The sequence below is a fragment of the Bacillus sp. UNCCL81 genome (genome assembly GCF_900112535.1).
GTDB classification, from domain to species: Bacteria; Bacillota; Bacilli; order Bacillales; family Bacillaceae_G; genus Gottfriedia; species Gottfriedia luciferensis_B.
In genome coordinates this window covers 269443-286345 of sequence record NZ_FOMF01000004.1, presented here as the reverse complement: position 1 = coordinate 286345, position 16903 = coordinate 269443, and the positions used below count along the sequence as shown (strand labels likewise).

General features: G+C 34.3%; 13 protein-coding genes. 11 read left to right on the top strand and 2 right to left on the bottom strand.

Features of this window, described 5'->3' with window-relative positions:
- Nucleotides 1-241: 241 nt before the first annotated feature.
- The 6 genes from BM319_RS10865 to BM319_RS10840 all read left to right on the top strand — a co-directional run bounded on the left by BM319_RS10865 (nt 242) and on the right by BM319_RS10840 (nt 8418).
- The gene (locus BM319_RS10865; RefSeq protein WP_091022596.1) at nt 242-4351 is read left to right on the top strand and encodes a S8 family serine peptidase; all 4110 of its coding nucleotides are present in this window, start codon (nt 242-244) and stop codon (nt 4349-4351) included.
- A 289-nt stretch (nt 4352-4640) separates the two neighbouring features.
- Complete coding sequence (locus tag BM319_RS10860) at nt 4641-4871, top strand: hypothetical protein (protein WP_069035062.1); 231 nt, start codon at nt 4641-4643, stop codon at nt 4869-4871.
- Between the two features lie 128 nt (nt 4872-4999).
- Nucleotides 5000-5506, top strand: a complete 507-nt coding sequence (locus tag BM319_RS10855; protein ID WP_254664633.1) for a protease inhibitor I9 family protein — start codon at nt 5000-5002, stop codon at nt 5504-5506.
- A 189-nt stretch (nt 5507-5695) separates the two neighbouring features.
- A complete protein-coding gene (locus tag BM319_RS10850) occupies nt 5696-7162 on the top strand; it encodes a response regulator transcription factor (RefSeq protein ID WP_091022594.1) in 1467 nt (488 codons plus the stop codon).
- Nucleotides 7163-7294: 132 nt separating this feature from the next.
- On the top strand, nt 7295-7819 hold the full coding sequence (locus tag BM319_RS10845) for a CbrC family protein (RefSeq protein ID WP_091022592.1): 525 nt from the start codon (nt 7295-7297) through the stop codon (nt 7817-7819).
- Nucleotides 7820-7890: 71 nt separating this feature from the next.
- A complete protein-coding gene (locus BM319_RS10840; protein WP_091022590.1) occupies nt 7891-8418 on the top strand; it encodes a DinB family protein in 528 nt (175 codons plus the stop codon).
- An 81-nt stretch (nt 8419-8499) separates the two neighbouring features.
- Here the strand turns inward: BM319_RS10840 and BM319_RS10835 are convergent, their stop codons facing one another.
- Nucleotides 8500-8883: a VOC family protein gene (locus BM319_RS10835; protein ID WP_091022588.1), complete on the bottom strand. Its 384-nt coding sequence runs from the start codon at nt 8881-8883 to the stop codon at nt 8500-8502.
- 242 nt (nt 8884-9125) lie between these two features.
- On the opposite strand from BM319_RS10835, the gene hutU reads away from it, so the two are divergent.
- From hutU to BM319_RS10820, 3 genes are all read left to right on the top strand, one after another.
- Nucleotides 9126-10802, top strand: a complete 1677-nt coding sequence (gene hutU, locus BM319_RS10830; protein ID WP_069035057.1) for a urocanate hydratase — start codon at nt 9126-9128, stop codon at nt 10800-10802.
- Complete coding sequence (gene hutI, locus BM319_RS10825; protein ID WP_091022586.1) at nt 10802-12058, top strand: imidazolonepropionase; 1257 nt, start codon at nt 10802-10804, stop codon at nt 12056-12058. Before hutU ends, hutI begins: the two co-directional genes overlap by 1 nt.
- Nucleotides 12059-12125: 67 nt before the next feature.
- Nucleotides 12126-13433: an MFS transporter gene (locus tag BM319_RS10820; protein ID WP_091022584.1), complete on the top strand. Its 1308-nt coding sequence runs from the start codon at nt 12126-12128 to the stop codon at nt 13431-13433.
- 68 nt (nt 13434-13501) lie between these two features.
- On the opposite strand, the gene BM319_RS10815 is transcribed toward BM319_RS10820, so the two are convergent.
- A complete protein-coding gene (locus BM319_RS10815) occupies nt 13502-15676 on the bottom strand; it encodes a PAS domain-containing sensor histidine kinase (RefSeq protein ID WP_091022582.1) in 2175 nt (724 codons plus the stop codon).
- A gap of 305 nt (nt 15677-15981) precedes the next feature.
- Here BM319_RS10815 and BM319_RS10810 point away from each other — a divergent pair, with 305 nt between their 5' ends.
- Both BM319_RS10810 and BM319_RS10805 read left to right on the top strand, forming a co-directional pair.
- Nucleotides 15982-16320, top strand: a complete 339-nt coding sequence (locus BM319_RS10810; RefSeq protein ID WP_069035053.1) for an ArsR/SmtB family transcription factor — start codon at nt 15982-15984, stop codon at nt 16318-16320.
- Nucleotides 16313-16768, top strand: coding sequence for an SRPBCC family protein (locus tag BM319_RS10805; protein ID WP_091022580.1), 456 nt, complete (start codon nt 16313-16315; stop codon nt 16766-16768). The genes BM319_RS10810 and BM319_RS10805 overlap by 8 nt, the downstream gene beginning before the upstream one ends.
- Nucleotides 16769-16903 lie beyond the last annotated feature (135 nt).

Genomic DNA, 16903 nt, shown 5'->3' with positions numbered 1-16903 from the left:
TTTTTGGTTTAAATTAGGCTATTTATTAAAATCCTATTGAAATTTCAATAGGATTTTTTTTTTTTTTCAACGACTTTTTCTCCAAATTTACACAAATTCTTCCTCATTTTTGTATCGAAAATAGTCGAAAGTAGTCAGTTTTTTTAAAAGTGTTGATGTTACAGCATTAAAATAACCCGTTTGACCTCCGATTGAATTTTCAGAATAATTGATTACGTAGTCGGAAAATAGGAGGAAGAGGATGGGGAGTAATTTATATAAAGGAAATTTTCTAAAAGGTATGGGTGTCGTAGCGCTATCATCAAGTTTGATTTTTGCCTCTTTAGGAAATGTAAATCATGTTTCAAAAGCTGAAAGTTATTCAAAAGCAGAAGATATTCTTGCGAAATTAACACCAACGCAAAGGGCAGCTTTAAATGAGCTATCAACAAATGAGTCGAAAGGTCTGCAAATATCGGATATAGATTTAAATTCCAATGAACAAACAAGTGTAATCGTTGAGTTTGCCAATAAACCGGCAAAAGTTGCACAAATAGAAGCAAGTGCAGAAGGTCAACAATTATCGCAGTCTGAAGCTTCTAAACTAGTTGAACAGGACCATGAGAATTTCCAAGAAGATGTAAGTAAGATTTTAGTTGATGAAAAAAAATCAAAAGTAAATTTTAAAATTAATCGCTCATACAAGCATGCTTTCAATGGTGTAGCGATGAGCATACCGGCCAATCAAATTAAAAACCTTTTAAAATTAAAAGCGGTTAAAGCTGTTTGGAAGAATGAAAAGTTTTCAATTGATCCACCTAAACAGGCAGAAAATAATGAACAGTTAAAGGCTGATGAGTTTAATGTAGCAAATTATTCTCCATATGATGGCTTAGATCGCTTGCATGCAGAAGGTTTTACAGGAAAAGGAATCAAAATCGGAATTCTTGATACTGGAATTGATTATAATCACCCTGATTTAAAAGATGCATATAAAGGTGGTTATGATTTCGTTAATAATGATAGCGACCCGATGGAAACTACATATGCGGATTGGAAAAAATCAGGTCAACCAGAGCTTGCTGGATCAAATACATATTATACTGAACACGGTACGCACGTTGCTGGAATTATTGGTGGTCGTGGTGTTGCTAATAGTGAGTATAAAACACTGGGTGCTGCACCGGAAGCAGATCTTTATGCTTATCGAGTGTTAGGACCATATGGTAGTGGAATAACTGCTAATATTATTGCTGCGTTAGACAAAGCTGTGGCAGATGGTATGGATATCATTAATATGTCTTTAGGAGCGTCAATTAATGATCCTCTTTATGCTACATCAGTGGCTGTAAATAATGCAGTTTTAAGCGGTGTAACTGCTGTAGTAGCTGCAGGGAATAGTGGAGATCAAATGTATACGCTTGGATCTCCAGGTTCATCAGCTTTAGCATTAACTGTTGGAGCTTCATCAACAGCGATTAATATGTTTCAGTTTGCTGGACTACAAAATGGTAAAAATTATACTGTAAGAGAAATGGCAAGAAATTATACAGATGACTTAAATTCATTAAAAGGAAAAACGTTTAAATTAGTAGATGTCGGGCTTGGAAAAGTAGCAGATTATAATGGTAAAAATGTAAACGGAAAAATAGCTTTTATCTCCCGTGGGGAAACAGCATTCGTCGATAAAATTAAACTAGCAAAAAGTAAAGGCGCAGCTGGCGTTATTATTTATAATAATGAAGTGAATAAAGCAGAAGGACTTATCCAAGCGTATTTAGGTGAATCTGTCAATTCAATTCCTAGTTTTTCAGTTTCATATGAAGACGGATTGGCTATCTCAACAGCGATGAAATCTGGTAATACTGATTTCACATTTGGTGATTTCACGAAAGTTAAAACACCAGATGATGAATTAGCAGTATTTAGCTCAAGAGGTCCCTCAAGAGTGAATTATGACATAAAGCCCGAAATTACTGGACCTGGTGTCGCGGTTCTTTCAACTGTTCCATTTTATGTAAATAATAAAGCAGCAGACGGTACGAAGCCTGAAGATTATAAAATCGCTTATGAACGCTTATCTGGTACATCAATGGCAACTCCTTATGTTGCAGGAGTTTCAGCATTATTACTTCAATCAAATAAAGATTTAAAACCTGCAGACTTAAAATCAATCCTAATGAATACGGCTGATCCTTTATCGAAAGATTACAGTGTATATGAGATTGGTAGTGGAAGAGTAGATGCTTATGAAGCTATTCATTCAAATGTTGAATTTAGTGTTGTTGATAAAACACCAACAATTATTGATGGAAAAGAAAAATCAATTAGTGAGTTAACTGGTGCAATGAGTTTTGGTTCAATTAGCTTTAATGATAAAGATCAAACTTCAGCACGAAATATTACATTAAAAAATAGAAGTGAAAAAGCAAAAACCTTTAGTATCGAAGCTAAATTCCAAACAGGTCTTAGAGGTTCAAAAGATGCTGCAAAAAATAATGTAGCGATATCAGGTCCAACATCAGTAAAGTTAAATGGAATTAGTTCAAAATCTATTAAACTAAATTTAAACATTCCAAAATCTGCGGAAAAAGGAATTTACGAAGGCTATATTGTATTTACAAATAATGCTGATTCAACTGAAAACTATCAAATTCCATTTGGTGTTCATTATGTAAAAGATGGATTTAATTCAATGGAAACATACAATAAGATGCAGACTTCAGACTACAATAATTTCTATCCTTTATTAAATTACACAACAGGAGTAGTTTTCAACACTAGATCGAGTATGGAAACAATTGATTTTGTCTTATTAGACAGTGAAACAGATCAAGAGATTGGCTATTTAGGAACAATTCATTCATCTCAGATGAATGAAAATACGGATTATTATCAAGACGGAGTATTTGGAGGCTATTATTTTCCATTCACTGGAAATCCGAAGCAACCAATATCAACTACAAAGGTTAAGGTACCGTATGGACCTGGACATTATAAAGTAAAAATAATTGGTACAAATCGAGACGGTAAAACTTTTACGATGATTGACCATACAATGATTGATATTACAGGTCCCAAATTTACAACAGATTTAGAAGAAGGAGTAATCGAGTATAAGCCTGGTACGACGTCTTATCCAATTTCAGGTAAAGTGTTTGATATGACTCAGGATGAATACAGAAAACAAGGCATTTCAATCAATCAATCTGGCAATTTCGTCATGGAAAAGAATAATAGTTCATTATTTACAAACGGATTTCACGTGGATGCAACCGGAAACTTCACATACAATATTCCAATAAGTGCGAAAAGCTTTAATGTAGAACTTGCAGGGTATAATTCAGCGGCGATCGGTGACCGTTATAAATACTATACTTTTATTCCGGAAGGCACTCCAATTGTATATGGAAGTGTAGATAAAAAGATCGTAAATCAAGGTGAAAATATTAAGGTGACATTAACGGCTAGTAATCTTATAGATGCGAAAAAGCTTGATACTAGTTTTGCATTTACAAGTAGCCAATTAGAGGTTTTAGACGTGAAATTGAATCCGGCGATTGAAAAGTTTGGTACTGCTAAACTGACAACTACCTCTGTTCCAACTGGTTCTTTAAAAGTAAATGTAGAAATGACAGACAGTAAAGTAACAGGTGATGTACCTTTTGCAGAAGTAACATTAAGGATAAAAGATGACACGTTTAATATGCTATCAACTTTCAAATCACCAACAGCGTCTTATGTAAATGAGACAAACCAAACGATCTCCATGTTTTCAACAATTACACCAATTTGGAGCCAACCAATTAAATCAAAAATATCTGGTGGCATTAGTATACCGGATTCATTGAAAAGAGAAGGTAGAAATTCGTGGAGGGTAGACCCTTCAAAAATTGGAGCGGTTCTTTCTGTAAAGGATCAAAGCGGAAAAAGCTATCCGGGAGTCATTAGTTCATTAGGTTTACCATCCATTGAAAAGTTACCAGTTACATTAGAAGAAATGAATGCTTCACTTGATATACCCGGTCATTTCACAATGTATGTGCCTTTCCATGTAGGCTTTTTAGATGACGAAGGTACGCCAACTGCACACTGGAATCCAGAAGTAAACTTTAGTACACCAATTGCAGGAGATGTTAACAAAGACAATGTAATCGATTTAATGGATGCATTATACATCCAAACATATTGGGGTACGAATAAACGAAGCGCAGATATTAATTTTGATAATATTGTTGATGCAAAAGATTTTGCTTTCTTTGAGAAAAATTACTTAATGCAAAATCCAACGGTTGGGGATGCACCAAAACCGGTTAAAAAATATAAGGGTAAAACGATTGATGATATTAAGGAAGAGTTAGGGATCAATTAAATAATTAAATGAGACAAACCCTTCTAGTAGATAGCTATAGTAGTCTGCTAGAGGGGTTTTTATATATGCTTTAGATTAGTGAAATATAAGATAACTAGCTCACCTTAGGGGGGAGTCCATCTCCTAGTACCAATGAATCTTGTGGAAGAAAACAAATAAAACTTTAGAGGTATAATTAGTAGACATGCTAAATAGAATGATACAAAGAACTAGTCCTAAGTAGGTTTTAATAATAGGACTAGTTCTTTTTACGAAAAATCGTTGTTCTATATAAGTAGGAGGGGCAATTATGAACTTTACAGATTATCTAATAAATGTAAAAAAACTAAATGAAGTAAAAGCAAGTCAATATAATCATAGACTTTCAACTTTAAAAAAATATAGAATTTATAACAATGAAAAAGTATTAAGTGTTCATATGTTAAAGAGGATTAAAAGTCTCTCCAAAGATACAACAAAACAATATTTAAGGACGATTAATTATCATATTGAATTTTTGAATGATAACTATAGGATGTAATAAATGTTCGTTACTCGTATACTTTGTTTATCTACGCTAAATAATGTTTGAAAGGACACTCTAAAGGATAAAATCCTGATAGATTGTCTTTTTTTATTAAACAGTTTTTGAAGGGGATGTAAGTAAATATGAAGAATTTTTATAGAGGAAGTATTTTATTTATTTTAATGCTTTTTATCATGAGCGGATGTAATGGGAATACACTTAATACAACTAAAATTTCAGATGAGACAAAGGTGGCGAATGTTACAATGAACCCTTCTTTTTTTGTAGATCCATCAATCGATTTTTCAACGAATCAAATGACTTCGATTATTATTGAATTTAAAACAAAGCCTGCTGTGGTAGCTGTAAAGGAAGCAGAGGCAGCTGGAAAACAACTTACTTTGGAAGAGGCAACTAAGCAAGTAGAAGAAAGTCATGCAAAATTTCAGGAAGAATTAAAAACACTTCTAGGAGATCAACATGTACCGTATACGATTAGGCATGTTTATAAGACTGCACTGAATGGTGTATCAATGGAGCTACCTGGCAAAGATATTAAACGATTATCACAATCAACAGTGATTGCAAGAATCTATCCAAATAAAAAAGTACATATCATGCCTCCTGTTACACCGTATAATCAGAAATAATACTCATTAGTAGTGCCTCAAAAGTTTACACACTTTTGAGGTGCTTTTTTTTAGAAGGAAAATTTGAGATTTAACAATCACTTCAAATACTATTTCATTAAAAACGATTAATTAAGCGTTTTTAATCTACAAAAACAAAATAAATTTGCTATTATGATATAAAAAAGCTAGAAGTGAAGGTGAAACACGATGGAAATTCATTTAGTTGCAAAAGATGAGTTAGAAGCTTCAGGGATTAGGTGGGTCGTGGAATCGCACTTTACTGGTATTAACCTTGTTTCTTGGAAAACGATGGGAGAATTTGAAAAGGCTATTCAAAAGCAGCAGCCTGACCTGGTCATATTTGATATGGATCATTGGAAAAATGAGAGTGAAAGATTTGGTGATTTAATCCAAAAATTTTCAATTCGTTGGTTAGGGATTTCATCTGAGCGAATTTTTCAAACTGCCTATCTTGCATTACAATATCGAGCAGAGGATGTATTGTTTCGCCCGTTTTCTCCAACTGATTTAATTAAGCATATACAACAATTACGCTATCAAATTCGTAATAAAGAAAGATACTTTACTAGAAACATTAATGAAGAAATAAACCCATTTAATATAGATTATCCTGACCTTTTTTTGAATGAAAGAATGTATGATGGTCCGATTACGATGGTTGCATTTTTGACACCAAATTCTGGGACGCTACCTCTTGTCTATAAAGCATTAGAACGAAATCCTTTTACCGGGAAAAATCGTTTATTCGTAGGGTCTGACTTTATTTTATGTGTACATGAAATTGATGAAGTGTTATTGCAGGACGAATATAATGCATTTCTTGCTCGTTGGAAAGAAATGATGGATGAGCCTCTTGCGATCGTCATGAAAGTTGGAGCAAGGGAGGAAACATTAAAAGATATTTTCGAGCAAACACTTCAGTTAACACGAAGAATCTTCTTTGAAGGTTATGATATTATTTTGGCTGAAAACGAACCAATGCCATATCAAGAGAAGGATCCATTCCTTACACCTCTAGAGCAACGCCACTGGATTGAAATGCTAGAAAAAAGAGATGCAAAAGCGATTCGAGACTGGATGGAACGAGAATTTTTAACCTTTCAGCAGCCATACCCAGATCCAGAAATTGTCCGAATCCGATTAACAAGTGTTCTTGCACAAATAAGAAGATATATGAAGTCAAATAATCTTCAAAATGCATCATGGGAAGGAACTTATTATGACATTTTCCAAAAAATTGTACATGGACCGATCATCTATCAAATTGTTCAAGAGTTGCTTGATTTTACAACAAGTCTATTACTACAAGGTCATGATTCTTCCCAAGAAGGTCATCGTACATTAGTTGAGAAAACAAGGGAGCTAATTGAATCGAATTATTGGGATGCAGGATGGAGTTTAACGGATTGTGCTGATGCACTTCGAATTAATAAAAGCACACTAAGCCGTCGCTTTGCAGCCGAATCAAATCATTCGTTTAGAGAGACGCTCCATGAAGTGCGAATTAGAGAAGCAAAACGATTATTAGATGAAACAGACTTACCACTAGATGAAATCTCAAGATTAGTTGGCTATTCTCACCAATCATATTTTAATGCAAAGTTCAAACAACTTGAGGGGTGTACTCCTTTAGTTTATCGATCAGGATTGTAGGATGTTGTTTAAAACACTAACGTATACCACTAAAAGACTACTATTGCTATAGTAGTCTTTTTTTGTCATATTAGTATAATGTAACAGTGAAAACATAAGAGCGTTAAATTAACTAGAAAAAGCGGTAAAATAGTGAAACTACCAAATTTTAAATACAATCCAAATTCAATAAAATTAGGTGTCATAGTTGAAGAAGTGACAATTTGTCCTGTTTGTGAACAAAAACGGAATTTTGTTTATGAAGGTCCATTTTTCTCAGAGGAAGATGTTGAAGGTATTTGTCCATGGTGCATTGCAGATGGTTCAGCAGCACAAAAATATGATGGGGAATTTCAAGACCTAGAATCTTGTGATGAAGTTGACAGTGATGAATTTGTAGATGAATTGATTTATCGAACTCCTGGCTATACAGGGTGGCAACAAGAATATTGGCTTAGTCATTGTGGAGATTTTTGTTCGATTATTGATTATGTTGGATGGGAAGAAGTTCAGCATTTAGAAAATGAAATAGAGGCTGATCTAAACAGGTTATGTGAAGAGTATGGATTATCCATTCAAGAGTTTAAAGATAATTTGAAAAATGATGGTAATTTACAAGGTTATTTATTTCAGTGTAATTGCTGTAAAAAGCATCGACTTCATGCTGATGCATCATAATTAACTTTTTTCAATTTATTAATTATTATAAAATCAAATTTTATGTAGAGAAAATGAAAGAGGTTGCAACTATGTACGAATGGAACAAATTACTATTGGTTGGAGAACAAGACGGCGTAAAAGGAGATTTTAATACATTAATTTCAATGATGAATTATGTAAGATATACAACTTTGGAAGCTATTAAAGATATTTCAGTGGAGGAGTTAGATTATTTGCATACCCCAACAGGTAATACCATTGGGATGTTATTAACTCATATGGCAGGAGTTGAGTATTGGTATCAGCTTAATACATTTGAAAATCGAGATTTAAATTTAGAAGAAGAAGTGAAATGGTTACCTGGTTTAGATTTAGATGATCATGCTAGAAAGACGATTAAAGGCAATGATGCAGACTATTATATTAATCTTTTAAACTCGGTTCGAGAAGAAACTTATGCAAAATTTAATTCACTTTCAGATGAGTGGTTATATGAGCAGACAGAGTTTGGAAGAGCAAAAGCTACAAATTATTTTAAATGGTTTCATGTATTTGAGGACGAAATCAATCACCGTGGCCAAATCAGAATGATCCGTAAATTATATAAAAATGCTTAAAAATAGCCTGTATCGTCGATTTACAAAATAATCGATCATACAGGCTTTAAATTTTGGATTTTCTCCTACCATTCTCCCATATTAACTAGTACAAATCATTAACACATTCCCATCCAAATCTTCAAAGTTAAAATAGGCAAATTCTCCAATACGTTCAATTTCTTTTACGATTGTAATATTATTTTTTTTCATAAAGTTATAAGCAACGTCTATATTTTCAGTGTGGAAATTAAATAACACATTTTTTGAAGGTTCAAACTTAAAATTAGGATCAAAATTATGATCATCTAATGTAAGTCCAGTAGTACCTGTTACTGGGATGTTGAAAACTGGGGATTCAATCTGGCTACTATCGAGCGTAATACCAAGGAGTTTACAATACCAATTAACTGATTTTTTTAGATCCTTTACATGGATAAAAACGTAGTTAACTTTATTAGCAATTGGGGAAACGGTTGATTTCATGACGATACCACCTTTCGAATTAATCAATTAATGAATTCAACATCACTTATTTTATCCCTTTTTTATAGTTATAGTTTTCATTTAAAATAGACTAATTAATTAATAGAAAATGAAATAGTTTATAAAAATATAAATTAAAGTTAAGGGTAGTGAAATAAATTATAAAATAATCACTATTTTATAATAAAATATCGGAAAATTCGTGTTAGACTGAAAATATCACATCAAGGGGGTATTAAATTATGAATACGGTTACAGTCGATAAAGTAGTTAGATATAGAGGTACGGAATTAAATACAAAAGGTTGGCAACAAGAAGCAGTTCTTCGTATGTTAATGAATAATTTAGATCCAGATGTAGCAGAGCGTCCAGAAGATCTTGTTGTATATGGTGGAATTGGGAAAGCAGCTCGTAACTGGGAGTGCTTCGATGCGATTGTTGATTCATTAAAGAATTTAGAAAACGATGAAACATTATTAGTTCAATCTGGTAAACCAGTAGCGATTTTTAAATCTCATACTGATGCACCACGTGTTTTAATTGCTAACTCGAATCTAGTACCTGCTTTTGCTAATTGGGATACTTTCCATGAGTTAGATAAAAAAGGTTTAATGATGTACGGTCAAATGACAGCAGGTAGCTGGATTTATATCGGTTCTCAAGGTATTGTTCAAGGAACTTACGAAACATTTGCTGAATTAGCAAAACAACATTTCAATGGCACACTTGCAGGTACAATTACTGTTACTGCTGGTCTAGGTGGAATGGGTGGAGCTCAACCACTTGCTGTTACAATGAATGGCGGAGTTTGTATCGGGATCGATGTAGATGAAACTAGAATCGATCGTCGTATTGAAACAAGATATACGGATGTAAAAACAAATTCATTAGATGAAGCAATACGTCTAGCTGAAGAAGCGAAAAAAGAAGGAAAAGCATTATCAATCGGACTTGTAGGAAATGCTGCTGATATTTTACCAGAAATGATTGCTAGAAACTTTATTCCAGAAGTATTAACTGACCAAACGTCAGCTCATGATCCATTAAACGGTTATACACCATCAGGGATGTCATTAGAAGAAGCTGCAGAATTAAGAGCTTCAAATCCAGAACTTTATGTTGCTCGTTCAAAAGCTTCAATGGCAACTCATGTAAAAGCAATGCTTGAAATGATGGAAAAAGGATCTGTGACATTTGATTACGGTAATAACATCCGTCAAGTTGCGAAGGATGAAGGAGTAGAAAATGCATTTGATTTCCCAGGATTCGTTCCAGCTTATATCCGTCCACAATTCTGTGAAGGTAAAGGACCTTTCCGCTGGGTAGCATTATCAGGTGATCCTGAAGATATTTACAAAACTGACCAAGCTATTTTACGTGAATTTGCTGATAATGAGCATTTATGTAATTGGATTCGTATGGCTCAGGAAAAAGTTCAATTCCAAGGTTTACCTTCTCGTATTTGCTGGTTAGGTTATGGAGAGCGCGCTCGTTTCGGTAAAATCTTGAATGATATGGTTGCAAGTGGCGAATTAAAAGCTCCAATCGTAATTGGACGTGACCACTTAGATTCAGGTTCAGTAGCATCTCCAAACCGTGAAACTGAAAGCATGATGGATGGATCAGATGCAGTAGCTGACTGGCCAATCTTAAATGCAATGATTAATGCAGTTGGTGGAGCTACTTGGGTATCAGTTCACCACGGTGGTGGAGTAGGAATGGGTTACTCTTTACACGCTGGTGTTGTAATTGTTGCAGACGGTACAAAAGAAGCAGAAGCACGTATTGAGCGCGTATTAACAACTGACCCTGGAATGGGTGTAGTTCGTCATGCAGATGCAGGTTATGAGCTAGCTAAACAAACTGCTCGTGAAAGAGGAGTAAATATTCCAATGCTTGATAAAGGGACTGATAAGTAATGACAAAACCAATTTGGATTAAAAATGCAGCTCAATTAGCAACGCTTGCTTCAAAAGTGAAAGGACCTCGCTCAAAGGAAGCAATGTCAGAGCTTGGTTTAATTGAAGACGGTAGCTTATGGATTGAAGATGGAGTTATCCAAGCTGTTGGTACAACAAAAGAAATTCAAACTCGCTATGCAGAAAAAATTCATGAAGCAGAAGTAGTTGATGCATCAAACCAACTTGTTACTCCTGGTCTAGTGGATCCACATACACATGTTGTGTATGGTGGAAGCCGAGAGCGTGAATTTGAAATGCGTCTTGAAGGTGCAACATATATGGATATTATGAATGCAGGTGGCGGAATTCATGCGACTGCCCGCATGACTCGTGAAGCGACTGAAGAAGAATTGATGGCACAAACAATGCGTCGTCTAGATTCATTCATTGCACACGGTGTGACAACTGTAGAAAGTAAGAGCGGTTATGGAATGGATTTAGAAACCGAGCTAAAGCAGTTAAGAGTGATGAAAAAATTAAAATATATGCATGCAGTTGAATTAGTTCCTACTTTTATGGGTGCTCATGCAGTGCCGAAAGAGTTTAAAGGACGAGAAGATGAATTTGTTGATCACTTAATTAACGACATGCTACCAATCGTCGCAGAAGAAAAACTAGCTGAATTTAATGATGTTTTCTGCGAAAAAGGTGTATTTACGCCAGAACAATCAGAGCGAATTTTAGAAGCAGGTAAGAAATATGATCTAATTCCAAAAATTCATGCTGATGAAATTGAACCGTATGGCGGAGCGGAATTAGCTGCAAAAGTTGGTGCTATTTCAGCCGAGCATTTATTAAAAGCTTCTGATGAAGGTATTGCTGCAATGGCTGAATCAGGAACAATTGCTTGTCTTCTTCCTGCAACAGCACTTTATTTACGTGAAGATGCTGCAAAAGGAAGAAAAATGGTAGATGAAGGGGTAGCTGTAGCTATTTCAACTGACTGCAATCCAGGTTCTTCGCCAACAACTTCCATGCCACTTGTAATGAACTTAGCTTGTATTTCAATGAGACTTACTCCGGCTGAAAGCTTAACAGCAGCAACATATAATGCTGCGTGTGCTATTAATCGCCAAGATCAAATCGGCTCACTTGAAGTTGGAAAACAAGCGGACATTGTATTATGGAATGTTAAAAACTATCAAGAATTACAATATTTATTCGGCGTTAACCATGTGAAATCTGTTTTGAAAAAAGGCGTAAAGATTGTTTAAGTAGTAGAAAATGATAAATCAATGGGGGTCCCTTCTGATTAAAATTTAATAGGAGGAACTAGCTTTAATGAAAAATAATTATAGATTCTTTATCATTTTTATGATCATTATGATCACGATCGTTAATTATATCGACCGAGGTGCAATAGCGTATGCACAGGCTGAGATCATTAAGGAGTTTGGATTAAGTCCTATAAGTTGGGGTGAAATCTTAGGTTACTTTGGGTATGGGTATATATTCGGAGCATTATTTGGTGGGGCTTTCGCCGACAAAAAAGGTCCTAAATTTATGTGGTTACTTGCGGCAACTGCCTGGTCAATTTTTGAATTAGGCACTGTATTTGCTGGTAATTTAGGTGCGACTTTATTTGGTGGATCAGCTTTAGCTGGATTTGCAGTTTTCCGAGTATTATTTGGACTTGCAGAAGGACCTACGCTCTCAACAATGAATAAAACAATGGCTAACTGGGTTTCACCGAAAGAAAGAGGGTTTGCAGTTGCCCTTGGTTTAGTAGGTACACCAGTAGGAGCACTGATTACTGCACCAATCGTAGTTGCTCTATTATCAGTTGCAAGTTGGAAAGTGACATTTATTATTCTTGGGGTAGTTGGTTTAATTTGGGCATTTATCTGGTCTAAAGTATTTACAAACCTGCCAGAAGAAAATCCAAACGTCACAAAACAAGAACTTGAGTTAATCCGTTTGAATAATCCTGTTAGTGGAAAAAGTGAACAAGAATCTACACCGTGGTATTATTTTTTCAAGAATCCTACTTTAGTAATGAATGCAATTGGTTATTTTGCCTTTTTATATGTAAATATATTATTACTTACTTGGACGCCAAAATATTTACAAGATGAATTCGGATTTTCATTAGCATCACTAGGAATCGTTGGGATGATTCCATGGATTGGAGCTATTTTTACAGGATTACTTGGCGGGAAAATATCAGATTCACTTCTTAGAAAAACAGGAAATTTACGTATTGCTAGATCTTGGTTCACAGTTATTTCATTATTCTTTACAGCAATTTGTTTCATGCTGATTCCAACAGTTCACAGTGCTACAGCAGTCCTAATCTTAATGTGTATTGGTAATGCATTTAACTATTTACCAAACTCAATTTATTGGACAGTAGTATTAGATACGGAACCAAAAAAAGCTGGAACATTTGGTGGTGTAACACATTTCATCGCAAACCTAGCTACAATTATTGCACCTACTTTAACAGGTAGTCTAGTAGCAAAACACGGATATAGTGCAATGTTTATCGCAGCATCAATCGCAGTAACATTAGGAATGGTAGCCATGATCTTTGTTAAACCAGGGAAAAGAGAACAAACTGCTAGACCTTCGAATGATCTTGCAGGTTAATAAAAGGGAAAAAGAGAAATTGTTTCGGCAATTTCTCTTTTTTAATGCTTATCATTAGTTAATTTCTATCAATTGATAGAATCCTCCGTTAAATAATTAGCCGTTTCATTAATCAACGGTAGAATAACTTCTATAGTTGTACCTTTGTTTACCTCACTCTTAATATGGATTTCGCCAAAATGATTATCAATGATTTTTTTACTAATCATAAAACCTAAGCCCGTACCTGTTTCTTTCGTAGTATAGAATGGTTGTCCCAACTTATTAATCGTTTCTTCGGACATCCCGCCTCCTTCATCAATAAATTGGATCATCAATTTTTCTTCATCCCTTTTTTGGGTTTGAATAGTTAATTTTCCACCTTTGTTCATAGCTTCAATTGCATTTTTAATAAAGTTGATAAACACCTGTTTCATTTGATTTTCATCACAATTAATATGAATATCTTCAGTTAGAAACCCAGTGATAATTTCAACATTATTCATAATTGCTTCCGTTTTTAATAAATCGACAATTTGGGTTAATAACAATTGAATATCCGAATGTTCCAATTTATTAATTTGTGGCTTTGCTAGAATAAGTAGTTCGCTAAGAATTCCTTCGATTCGTTCACATTCTGACGACATAATTTTAAAATATTCTTCTTTATCTCCAAATCCATTCTTCATCAAATAAATGAATCCTTTTATAGCCGTGATAGGGTTTCGGATTTCATGGGCAATTCCTGCAGCTAATTGACCAGCAACAGAAAGTTTTTCGGTGTTTTGTAACAATATTTGAGACATCTTCCACTCTGTAATATCCCTTAAAGTTACTGACCAACCATCCAAATTCCCTTGTGCATCGTGAATGGGCGCTGCAGATAATATAACATCTACCTTTACCCCATCCTTTCGAACACGGATTGTTTCTTCTCCGAAAATAAACATTCCTTGCTTAACTTTACCTTCAAATCGTTTGACTTCTGCCATAATTTCGTCGGGAATAAACCCTAAATCATACAAATGGGCACCCTGGATCTCTTCTCTTGTCCAACCAAACATTTTGTCAAATGCTTTATTAGAATGGACTACTTTACCATTCTGATTAAAAATTAATATGCCATCTACATTGTTTTCAATAAATGATTCAAGTTGTTTCGATTTAATTTTGAGGGTTTCCTCTGCTTTTTTTCTTGAAGTGATATCACGGCAAATTCCTGTGATTCCTATCACATTTCCTTTCAAATCAACAATAGGAGAGAGAGTTGCACTAACATGAATCAGACTACCATCCTTACATTTTCTAATAGTTTCTAGTCCAACAACAGATACACCAGTCCTTACTTTACTATGTACTTCTTGAATAAAGTTATTTAGAAAATCGGGAACAATCGGTAAATTCTTCCCTATAATGCTTTTTGCTGAATAACCAAACATTGTTTCAAATGAACAATTAATCTCTAGCACTCGATTTTCTAAATCAATAACCCATATTGCATCTGCATTGTTGTGAACAAAAGATTCTAGTCTTTCTTTCGTTTTGCGTAGTTCATCCTGCTCCGATTGACGATCCGTGATATCTTTTGCAATTCCATAAACTCCAACTATCTTACCGTTTTCTATAATCGGCATATTTGTAACGTTTAAATAGACAACAGTGCCATTTTTATGCAATGCTTTTACTTCGTATCTTTGGGTAATGCCTTCCGTAGCTCTTTTATAATGTTCCATTGCCCTATCCAAGTCTATTTTACTTACCAGAGGTACAAATGACATCTGCAATAACTCCGATTCACTATATCCTAACATTCTTTCCATAACTGGATTTACACTAAGATAATTTCCATTTAAATCAAAAGAATAGACTGCATCTGGATTTTGTTCAAAAAGGGATTTGTAATGTTCATCTTTTTGTGTTTGTGATTGCTTCCTATCTGAGATATCTTGGAAATATACACTTAATCCGCTTAATGAAGGATACGCTCTCACTTCAAACCACATATTGAGTGGGGGAAAATATGCTTCAAAATTATCTGGTTTTTGTTCAAGTATCGCCTTATGATAATGCCTATAAAACGCTAACTCTATTGCTTCAGGAAATTCACTCCATATATTTTTACCAACTAAGTTATCCCGTTTACGAAAAAGTAGACGGGCAGCTGCTGAGTTTACATAAGTAAAATTCCAATTTACATCTAACGCAAAGAATCCATCGGTAATTCTCTCTAAAATCTCATTAGCGTTTCCTACTGTGTTACTCATCTGCTACCTCGCTGTCCATTTATATTTATATTTATTATTTTCAGTGATCGTCTACTCATTAGTAATTATTTATTCCTATTCATTCTCAAATAACTATTCTTGTCGAATATATGAAAATCCTGCTAATTACATCTTCATTTAACTTTTGGAAGATAGGAAACATTGATTACGTTAATTAGCTATTTAATAGGTTAGCTTATGGTATAAAAATTAAAAGAGCAATAACAAGGATTGCTTCATTTCTGATTATACGAAAAATGAACTAATGAACTTGACATGCAACTTATTAGTTGCTTAATATATAAATATTAGGGAGGTCGAATGAAATAGATAAGGTTTTTAAAGCACTTGCCGATTCAAGTCGTAGAAAATTGCTTGATGAATTATTTATAAATAACGGACAAACATTAAGTGAAATGTGTCAAATTCTTGAAATGAGTAGACAAGCAGTAACTAAACACCTGGTAATATTAGAAGAAGCAAATCTTGTTGTAATAGAATGGCATGGTCGAAATAAGCTTCACTATCTTAATCCAGTACCGATTAACGAAATATCAAAGCGATGGATGAATAAGTACGAACATAATCGCTTAGATGCATTAAGTGAATTAAAAAAACTTGAGGAGGATTCTAACAATGAATAAACCACAATTTGTTTATGTTACATACATCGCTACTACACCCGAAAAGCTATGGGAAGCTTTAACAAGCACTCAATTTACTGAAAAATACTTTTTTGGAACTGCGATTGAATCTGATTGGCAAGTAGGATCAACTGTTTCTTATTTACGAAATGGCGAGGTTACAGACTACGGAACAATTTTAAAATGTGAACCAAATCGCTTACTCTCTTATACTTGGAATCACACAAACGATCCCACGAATCGTAAAGAACCATCTATCGTTACATTTGTGTTGAAAGAATTAGAGTCGACAGTTAGATTAACGCTGAAACATGAAAATCTAGAGCCTACTGATTTAATAGATCGTGATGACACGTTTGAAGGATTAAATAACGGCTGGCCAGCAATTTTGAGTAACTTAAAAAGCTTGCTTGAAACAGGAACTACATTGCCACCAATTTCGATTTAAGAAAGGTAGTTTAAATGGTTTTTGAAAGGGACTCCCCATATGTCATGTTAACTGGCAGAGGGACGTCCCTTTTTTTATTGTAATAAATCTCCTAACTTTCTATTTCACATATATCGTATTATAAGATATAATCTG

Bases quoted from the DNA above. Each gene is read 5' to 3' on its own strand.
- BM319_RS10865 (WP_091022596.1), top strand. From the start codon at position 242: ATGGGGAGTAATTTATATAAAGGAAATTTTCTAAAAGGTATGGGTGTC.
- hutU (WP_069035057.1), top strand. From the start codon at position 9,126: ATGAATACGGTTACAGTCGATAAAGTAGTTAGATATAGAGGTACGGAA.
- BM319_RS10805 (WP_091022580.1), top strand. From the start codon at position 16,313: ATGAATAAACCACAATTTGTTTATGTTACATACATCGCTACTACACCC.
- BM319_RS10850 (WP_091022594.1), top strand. From the start codon at position 5,696: ATGGAAATTCATTTAGTTGCAAAAGATGAGTTAGAAGCTTCAGGGATT.
- BM319_RS10815 (WP_091022582.1), bottom strand. From the start codon at position 15,676: ATGAGTAACACAGTAGGAAACGCTAATGAGATTTTAGAGAGAATTACC.
- BM319_RS10840 (WP_091022590.1), top strand. From the start codon at position 7,891: ATGTACGAATGGAACAAATTACTATTGGTTGGAGAACAAGACGGCGTA.
- BM319_RS10835 (WP_091022588.1), bottom strand. From the start codon at position 8,883: ATGAAATCAACCGTTTCCCCAATTGCTAATAAAGTTAACTACGTTTTT.
- BM319_RS10855 (WP_254664633.1), top strand. From the start codon at position 5,000: ATGAAGAATTTTTATAGAGGAAGTATTTTATTTATTTTAATGCTTTTT.
- BM319_RS10820 (WP_091022584.1), top strand. From the start codon at position 12,126: ATGAAAAATAATTATAGATTCTTTATCATTTTTATGATCATTATGATC.
- hutI (WP_091022586.1), top strand. From the start codon at position 10,802: ATGACAAAACCAATTTGGATTAAAAATGCAGCTCAATTAGCAACGCTT.
- BM319_RS10860 (WP_069035062.1), top strand. From the start codon at position 4,641: ATGAACTTTACAGATTATCTAATAAATGTAAAAAAACTAAATGAAGTA.